Annotated in this window: 11 protein-coding genes and 1 pseudogene; all 12 read left to right on the top strand. The window is 63.7% G+C overall.

Going from position 1 to position 8,254, the window contains the following annotated elements:
- Positions 1-781 (top strand): cryptochrome/photolyase family protein (locus tag AACR77_RS04585; RefSeq protein WP_042880023.1); only part of this gene is annotated, 781 nt, incomplete at its 5' end.
- Position 782: 1 nt separating this feature from the next.
- Positions 783-1,211, top strand: a complete 429-nt coding sequence (locus AACR77_RS04580; RefSeq protein WP_010673320.1) for a nuclear transport factor 2 family protein — start codon at positions 783-785, stop codon at positions 1,209-1,211.
- A complete protein-coding gene (locus AACR77_RS04575; RefSeq protein ID WP_010673321.1) occupies positions 1,208-1,942 on the top strand; it encodes an SDR family NAD(P)-dependent oxidoreductase in 735 nt (244 codons plus the stop codon). Before AACR77_RS04580 ends, AACR77_RS04575 begins: the two co-directional genes overlap by 4 nt.
- Positions 1,939-3,198 carry an NAD(P)/FAD-dependent oxidoreductase gene (locus AACR77_RS04570; RefSeq protein ID WP_042880021.1) on the top strand — a complete coding sequence of 420 codons (1,260 nt, stop codon included), beginning with the start codon at positions 1,939-1,941 and terminating at the stop codon, positions 3,196-3,198. Before AACR77_RS04575 ends, AACR77_RS04570 begins: the two co-directional genes overlap by 4 nt.
- Positions 3,195-3,974, top strand: a complete 780-nt coding sequence (locus AACR77_RS04565; RefSeq protein ID WP_042880019.1) for a DUF1365 domain-containing protein — start codon at positions 3,195-3,197, stop codon at positions 3,972-3,974. Before AACR77_RS04570 ends, AACR77_RS04565 begins: the two co-directional genes overlap by 4 nt.
- Before the next feature lie 106 nt (positions 3,975-4,080).
- Positions 4,081-5,337, top strand: a complete 1,257-nt coding sequence (locus AACR77_RS04560) for an SAM-dependent methyltransferase (RefSeq protein WP_039041352.1) — start codon at positions 4,081-4,083, stop codon at positions 5,335-5,337.
- Positions 5,338-5,339: 2 nt separating this feature from the next.
- Positions 5,340-5,819 (top strand): DUF2878 domain-containing protein, encoded by a 480-nt coding sequence (locus tag AACR77_RS04555; protein ID WP_042880017.1) that lies wholly within the window; start codon positions 5,340-5,342, stop codon positions 5,817-5,819.
- On the top strand, positions 5,816-6,034 hold the full coding sequence (locus AACR77_RS04550; protein ID WP_042880015.1) for a TIGR02450 family Trp-rich protein: 219 nt from the start codon (positions 5,816-5,818) through the stop codon (positions 6,032-6,034). Before AACR77_RS04555 ends, AACR77_RS04550 begins: the two co-directional genes overlap by 4 nt.
- Entirely contained in the window at positions 5,991-6,533 is a 543-nt protein-coding gene (locus AACR77_RS04545) for a chalcone isomerase family protein (RefSeq protein ID WP_042864293.1), read from the top strand. The genes AACR77_RS04550 and AACR77_RS04545 overlap by 44 nt, the downstream gene beginning before the upstream one ends.
- An 11-nt stretch (positions 6,534-6,544) precedes the next feature.
- Entirely contained in the window at positions 6,545-7,087 is a 543-nt protein-coding gene (locus AACR77_RS04540; protein ID WP_080768134.1) for a DUF3833 domain-containing protein, read from the top strand.
- A 130-nt stretch (positions 7,088-7,217) separates the two neighbouring features.
- Positions 7,218-7,685, top strand: coding sequence for a Dps family protein (locus AACR77_RS04535; protein ID WP_010673329.1), 468 nt, complete (start codon positions 7,218-7,220; stop codon positions 7,683-7,685).
- Between the two features lie 230 nt (positions 7,686-7,915).
- Positions 7,916-8,254 (top strand): annotated as a pseudogene (locus AACR77_RS04530) (hydroxylamine reductase); the annotation flags it as partial.

Here is an 8,254-nt window from a genome sequence, read left to right as displayed (position 1 = left end):
CGCGTTTCTGGATCAGGCGGTGCTCGATTACGGCGAGACCCGGGACTTTCCGGCGCTGGCGGGCACCTCCGTGCTCTCCCCCTATCTGGCGGCGGGCATCATCAGTGCCCGCCAGTGCGTGGGGGCACTGCAGCAGCGTCTCGGCTACCGGCCCCAGTCGAAGGCCCAACCCGGTTTTGTCTGGCTCAACGAGCTCATCTGGCGCGAGTTCTACCGCCACTTGCTGGTGCTGATCCCGAGCCTCTCCATGAACCGCCCCTTCAAGCCGGAGACGGCGGCCCTGCCGTGGAGCTGGGATCCGGATGCCTTCGCCGCCTGGTGCGAGGGGCGCACCGGCTACCCCGTGGTGGATGCGGCCATGCGCTGCCTCAACGCCACCGGCTGGATGCACAACCGGCTGCGGATGATAGTGGCGAGCTTCCTCACCAAGGATCTCCACATCCACTGGCGGCTTGGGGAGGACTACTTCATGAGTCGGCTCATCGACGGGGATCTGGCGGCCAACAATGGCGGCTGGCAGTGGGCGGCGGGGACAGGGGCCGATGCGGCGCCCTATTTCCGGGTCTTCAACCCCACCACCCAGGGGCAACGATTTGATCCACAAGGGGAGTTCATTCGTACCTGGGTCACTGAGCTGGCGGATGTGCCTGCTGCCTATCTCCACGAGCCCCACGACTGGTTGCGGCTCAAGGGGCGGCAGGATTATCCGGCCCCCATGGTGGATCATGCCGTTGCACGGGTGAGGGCCATCGAGATGTTCCGCGAACTGGAGAAAAACTAGCATGAATGACGCGCTGGCCCGCTTTGTCATCCTCTACCTGCAATTGGACAAGCATCAGTTGCACCGCTTGCCGGAGGTCTATGCCGATGAGGTGCTCTTCATCGATCCTGCGCACCGGATAGAGGGGCTGGCCGCGCTCACCCGCTACTTTTCCTCCCTTTATGAGCGCCTTGCCCAGTGCAGTTTCGAGATAACGAGTCAGCAGCAGTCGGGCAACGAAGCCTGGCTCGCCTGGGTCATGACCTTCTCCCACCCCAGGATTGCCGGTGGCCGGGCCGTCAGGGTGGAGGGGGCCACCCGGCTGACGTTCGACTCCTGGGGCAAGGTGTGCCTGCACCGGGACTACTTCGATCTCGGGGCCATGCTCTACGAGCAGTTGCCGCTGTTGGGGCCCGTGGTACGGGCCATCAAGGGGAGGCTGGGGACATGAGCGGCCGGGTGCTGATCACCGGGGCCACCTCGGGCATCGGCCGCCAGCTGGCGCTGGATTATCGGCGCGCCGGCTGGCAGGTGTGGGGTTGTGGCCGGGACGAGGTGCGCTTGCAGGCACTGGCCGACCTGGGGATCACCCCTTTGCGATTCGATGCGCGCGACAGCGCCGCCATGGCCGGGGTGGCCGCAAGCCTGCCCGCCCTCGACCTGCTCATTCTCAATGCGGGCAACTGTGAATACATGGATCCGGCAGAAGGCTTTGACGGCGCCCTGTTTGCCCGGGTCATCGAGACCAACCTCATCGCCACCGGCAACGCCCTGGCCGCCTTGCTGCCGCGGTTGGGGGCGGGTGGACGGCTTGCCATCGTCAGCTCCTCGGTGAGCTGGCTGCCCCTGCCACGGGCGGAGGCCTATGGCGCCTCCAAGGCGGCCCTCGATTATCTGGCGGATACGTTGCGCCTGGATCTGGCCAGCAAGGGCATCGGGGTGACCCTGATCCGCCCGGGCTTCGTGCAGACGCCGCTCACCGACAAGAATGATTTTCCCATGCCCTGCCTGGTGACGGTGGAAGAGGCTTCCCGCGCCATCATGACGGGGCTTGCCGCCGGTCGCCATCAGATCCACTTTCCCCGTCGCTTCATCTGGCTGCTGCGCCTGCTCGGCGCCCTGCCGACGGGGCTTTGGCTGCGCCTTGGCCGCACACTCGTTTCGAAAGGACGCCCTTCATGAAGAAAAAGATCGCCATCGTCGGCTCCGGTATCTCCGGTCTTACCGCCGGTTTTCTGCTCCACAAGCTGCATGACATCACCCTGTTCGAGGCGGCGCCGACCCTGGGAGGCCACACCGCCACCGTGGAGGTGGAACAGGCTGGGCGCCACTATGCCATCGACACCGGCTTCATCGTCTTCAATGACAGTACCTATCCCAACTTCCTCAAATTGCTGGAGCGCATCGGGGTGGGGCGCCAACCCGCCGAGATGAGCTTCTCGGTCAAGAGTCCCGAGGGGATGGAGTACAACGGCCACAACCTCGATACCCTGTTCGCCCGGCGCCGCAATCTGCTGAGCCCGCGCTTCTATCGCTTCGTCGCCGAGATACTGCGCTTCAACCGGGAGGCGCGGGCCTGGCTGGCCGCGCATCGCCAGCGGGAGCTGACCCCCGAGCTGACCCTGGGGGACTTCCTGCAGGCGGGGAAATTCAGCGACTATTTCGCCCGCCACTACATCCTGCCCATGGGAGCGGCCATCTGGTCCTCCACCCTGGCGGACATGCGTGCCTTCCCCTTGAGCTTTTTCCTGCGGTTTTTCGCCAACCACGGGCTGCTGGAGGTGGCGAACCGGCCCCAGTGGTATGTGATCCCGGGTGGCTCGCGAGAGTACATAGGGCCGCTCACGGCGGGCTGGCAGTCGCGCATCCGCCTCGCTACCCCGGTGGAGGCGGTGCGCCGGGTGGCGGATGGCGTCGTGGTCACCAGCCAGGGGCAGGAGGCCCATTTTGACGAGGTGATCTTCGCCTGTCACAGCGATCAGGCCCTGGCCCTGCTGGCGGATGCGAGCGAGGGAGAGAGGGCCATCCTCGGGAACATGCCCTATCAGGCCAACGACGTCTGGCTGCACACCGACGCCTCCTGCCTGCCGATGCGCCGCAAGGCGTGGGCGAGCTGGAACTACCAGCTCGGTGAGGATGACGGGGCGCGCCCCCTGGTGAGCTACAACATGAACATCCTGCAGGGGGTGAGCTCCCCCGCGCCCTTCTGCGTCAGCCTCAATCCCCGTGGACGGGTGGACGAGAGCAAGGTGTTGCGCCGTTTCGTCTATCATCATCCGGTATTCAATCAGGGCTCCATCGCCGCCCAGCAGCGACGGGGCGAGATCTGTGGCCATCAGCGCACCCACTTCTGCGGGGCTTACTGGTACAACGGTTTTCACGAGGACGGGGTGCGCAGCGCCTTGGACGTGGCCAGACGCTTCGGGGCCGAGCTATGAGCGGCGCCGCGGCCTTGACGCAAGGGGACGAGGGAATGGGGGAGGGGATCAGCGCCATCTGGCAAGGCTCGGTGCGCCATCGCCGCTTCGCCCCCAGGGCCCACGCTTTTTCATACAGCCTCTTCATGCTGGGGCTGGATCTGGACGAACTGCCCGGGCTTGAGCAGGGGCGCTGGTTTGCCGTGGAGCGGGCCGGACTGCTCTCGTTTCGCCGCGAGGACTATCTGCGGGGCAGCGAAGGGCCCCTCAAGCAGGCGGTCTGGGACAAGGTGGCGGCCCTTGGGGGGGATGCGGAGCCCGGCGGGCGGGTGCTGCTCCTTGGCAACGTGCGCTGCCTCGGGTTTTATTTCAGCCCGGTCAATTTCTACTTTTGCGATCGGGCAGGGGAGACCCGCTACCTGCTGGCGGAGGTCTCCAATACCCCCTGGAACGAGCGCCACTACTACCTGCTGGATCTGGCGGCGCTCTCCCCCCATGACAAGGATTTCCATGTCTCCCCCTTCATGGGACTGGGGATGCGCTACCACTGGCGCATCCGGGCGCCGAAAGAGGAGGCGCTGATCCATATCGAGAGCCACCCCGTATCCGGTGAGAGCAAGCTGTTTGACGCCACCCTGGCCCTGCGCCGCGCGCCGCTGTCGCGCAAGGGGCTGGCGGCGCTGCTGGTTCGCTGGCCCTGGATGACCCTGAAGGTGCTGCTCGGGATCTACTGGCAGGCCATGCGCCTTTTTATCAAACGCACCCCCGTCTTCACCCATCCGGAGAGCCGCCCATGACGCCGACACACCCGTTTAATTCCGCTTCCTGGTGTTGTCAGCAGCCCATGGTGCGGGTTCATCCCAACCGAACGACCTCACTCTTGACCCATTCGGAGAGCCGCTAATGGAACTTGCTCAATCAACCCTCTCTGCCTCTTTCATCGACAAGGGGGCCAAGCAACTGCTGCTCAAATTGCTGGCGCGCCTTGAGCAGGGTCAACTGGTGCTTCACGACGGCAGCGAGTGCCACCGCTTCGGCAAGGCGGGCAGCGACCTGCATGCCGAGCTGGTGGTGCAGGATCCGGCGTTTTATCGCCGCCTGCTGCTGGGGGGCAGCATCGCCGCAGGAGAGACCTGGGTGGAGGGTCTCTGGACCAGCCCGGAGCCGGTGGCACTGGTGCGCCTGCTGGCCCGCAATCTGCCGCTGCTCGACGCCCTGGAACGGCGCCTCGGCTGGCTCAGCTTCCCGTTCAACAAGGTGCGCCACTGGTTCAATCGCAATACCCTGACCGGTTCGCGTGCCAACATCGCCGCCCACTATGACCTTGGCAACACCCTCTATCAGGGCTTTCTCGACGATCACATGCAGTATTCGAGCGCCATCTATCCCCACCCGGATGCCACCCTGGAGGAGGGGCAGCAGGCCAAGCTGCGCACCATCTGTGAGCGGCTTGAGCTTGGGCCGGACGACCACCTGCTGGAGATAGGCACCGGCTGGGGCGGTCTCGCCGTCTATGCGGCCCGTCACTACGGCTGCCGGGTCACCACCACTACCATCTCCCGGGCCCAGCACGACTATGCCAAGGCGTGGATCGAGCGGGAGGGGCTGGGAGATCGCATCACCTTGCTGCTGGAGGATTACCGCAAGCTGGAGGGACGCTATGACAAGCTGGTCTCCATCGAGATGATCGAGGCGGTGGGGCACGCCTTCCTACCCGACTATTTCCGCCAGTTGTCGCGCCTGCTCAAGCCCGGCGGACGCCTGCTGATCCAGGCCATCACCATCGCCGATCAGCGCCACGCCCAGTATCTGCGCGGGGTGGACTTCATCCAGCGCTACATCTTCCCGGGAGGCTGCCTGCCCTGCGTCTCCCAGATGGCGGGTCTGCTGGCGCGGGAGACCGACATGCAGCTGGTACGGCTGCACGATCACGGCCACCACTATGCCCGTACCCTGGCCCACTGGTGCGAACGCTTCCTGGCGCTGGCCCCGGAGCTGCCCAAACTCGGTTACAGCCAGGATTTCATCCGGCTCTGGCACTTCTACTTCGCCTACTGTGAAGGGGGATTCTGGGAGCGGGCCATCAGCCTGGTGCAACTGGAGGCTGCCAAGCCGGGGCCCCATGGCTGGTCCGGGGACTTGCCGGCACACGGTCGCTGATCATGTGGCAGTGGGCCCACCTGCTGGGATTCAACCTCTACTGGTTGCTGGCGGTGACATGGCAGCAACCGGGCCCGCTGCTCGGGATGCTGCTGCTCCATTTCATCTTCTCCCCCCGCCGCGGGCAGGACTGGCGCCTCATCCCGGTCGCCCTGGCAGGCTACCTGCTCGACATCCTGCTCTGGCGCCTCGGCCTGTTTCACTTTCCGTCCGGTTTTCCGCTCTGGCTGTTGCTGCTCTGGTGCGGTTTCGCCCTGACCCTCTCCCACGGCCTTCCCTGGCTTCGCCCCTTGCCGCGCTGGCAACAGAGGCTGTTCGGCATGGTGGGGGGGGCCTCCTCCTATATGGCGGGGGCCGCCATGGGGGCAGTAAACTTACCCTGGGGCATCTGGACAAGCGCAGTGCTGCTGGCGGTGATCTGGATGTGGTGGTTACCCGTACTCCTGTGGGTAACGGTCAAGCTGGAGGGTGAGACGAGATGAACACCTTTTCGACCGACACCTTGTTGTTTTCCAAGTGGACCAGGGATGGCCAGTGCGAGCTGGCCGATCGTTTCTACCTGGTGGTGGCCTGCCAGCGCGATGCCCAGGGGCATCTGGCGAGCGTGGTGATGCAGGATATCAACACCCTGCAGGAACAGGAGATGGACTGGCATGAACTGGAGGATCCCGCCCGTTGGCACATGGGGTGGAACTAGCCTGCTGCTGGCGGCCTTGAGCCTGCCACTGTTTGCGACCGCCCAGAGCGTTGCCGCCCCCTGGCAGGGGCTGCGTACCGTGGGACAGGGGGAGATGCGCTGGCTCTGGTTCAAGCTCTATGACGCCACCCTCTACAGCGAGAGCGGTCGCTATCAGCCGGGGCGCTACCCGCAGGCCCTCAGCATTACCTACGCGAGGGCCATCGAGCGCCAGGATTTGCTGGAGGCGACCGCCGCCGAGTGGCAGCGGCTCGGCCTTGGCAGCGAGAGTGAGCGCCAACGCTGGCTGGCTCGACTGGCCACGCTCTGGCCGGATGTCGCCCCCGGCGACAAGCTGGTTTTTTATGTGGACGAGCAAGGCTCGGGCCACTTCTGGTTGCGAGATCGCCTCCTTGGCTCTCTCGATGATCCCGCCTTCGCCCCCGCGTTTCTTGCTATCTGGCTGACTGACGACAGCCGGGATCCCGCTCTGACCCGCCGCCTGCGCGGCCAATCCTGATGGAGTATTCCATGAAGTTCTCTTCCTGGTGGCGTCTTGCCTGGTTGCTGCCCCTGCTGTGGCTTTCTGGTTGCGGCGCGGGTCTTGACGATTATCGCGGCTCCCGGCCGGGCTGGGATCTCGCCCGTTTCTTCAATGGCAAGCTGGTGGCCCACGGCCTGGTGACGGACCGCAGCGGCGAAGTGACCAGTCGCTTTCGGGTCGAGATGCAGGGGCACTGGCGAGAGGGCAAGGGGGAGCTGTTCGAGCAGTTTTACTTCGATGATGGCCGTCGGCAGACCCGCACCTGGTTTTTGAGCAAGGGGGCGGATGGCCACTGGCGCGGCACGGCTTCAGACGTGGTGGGGGAGGCGGTAGGCAAGACAGAGGGCTTTGCCCTCAATTGGCGTTATCAACTCGATCTGGCACTGCCGGATGAGAGCGTGGTGAGGGTGAGCTTTGATGACTGGATGTATCTGCTGGACGACGATCGCCTGATCAACCGCGCGAAGATCAGCAAGTTCGGCATTCACCTCGGCGAGGTGATCCTCTATATCGAACGGCTTGAGCAATGAAAGCCGATGCATTTTTTGCCGACGATAGCCATTGGCTATGGATCGGCAAGGCACAGACGATTGTCCTTTGAGTCTGCTTCTGGATAAGCTGACTCCGTTCCCGATAATGCTTACCACCTGGAGGTGAATCATGAAGAGCCCCATTGGTCTTGATACCGTTCAATCACAAGCCCTGGCCGCCGAGCTCAACAAGCTGCTGGCCAGCTACCAGATCCTCTACATGAACGTCCGTGGCTTCCACTGGAACATCCGCGGCAACCAGTTCTTCGAGCTGCACCTGAAATTCGAAGAGATCTACAACGACCTGCTGCTGAAAGTCGATGCCCTGGCCGAACGCATTCTGACCCTGGATGGGGTGCCCCTGCACAGCTTCAGCGACTACATCCAGGTGTCCGCCATCCCCGAGCAGAAGGGGTTGCATGACGGTCGTGCCTGCGTGGAATCCCTGCTGGCGAGCTTCCGCGAACTGCTGGTCGCCCAGCGTCGCATCCTGGGTCAGGCCGCCGATGCCGGTGATGAAGGGACTGCGTCCATCCTCTCCGACTATGTGCAGCAGCAGGAGAAACTGGTCTGGATGCTGCGCGCCTATCTGGCCTGATGAATCTGGGGCCGGCTGCCCATGCTCCGGCCCGTATCACTGCCCCTGTTGTTGCAAACCCGAGTTGTCTCTCCTTGATTTCCCACCCCGCCCGATTTGGGCGGCTTTTTTCTATTTGATCTGCATCAATGAAATGTTAATTGGTAAATTGAATGCCTATTAAGTTTTCCAGGAGGGGAATAGAATCGCCACAAAACAGATAACTGAAATGTCCAATTAGGAGAGGCATGATGTTTTGTGTGCAATGTGAACAGACAATTCGTACCCCGGCAGGCAACGGCTGCGCCTATGCACAAGGCATGTGCGGCAAGACGGCGGAAACCTCCGACCTGCAGGATGTGCTGATCTATACCCTGCAAGGGCTCAGCGCCTGGGCCCTGGCGGCCCGCGAGCACGGCATCGTCGACAGCGAAATAGACGCTTTCGTGCCCAAGGCGTTCTTCGCCACCCTCACCAACGTCAACTTCGACTCCGCTCGCATCGTCGCCTACGTCAACCAGGCGCTGGCCTATCGCCAGCAACTGGCCGCCAAGCTGGCACCGCTGGCGGTGCAGGCCGACACACTACCC

The sequence above is a fragment of the Aeromonas sp. ZOR0002 genome (assembly GCF_963866995.1).
Taxonomy (GTDB): Bacteria; Pseudomonadota; Gammaproteobacteria; order Enterobacterales; family Aeromonadaceae; genus Aeromonas; species Aeromonas caviae.
The sequence above is the reverse complement of the archived record's forward strand: the minus strand, read 5'-3'. Positions and strand labels throughout refer to the sequence as shown.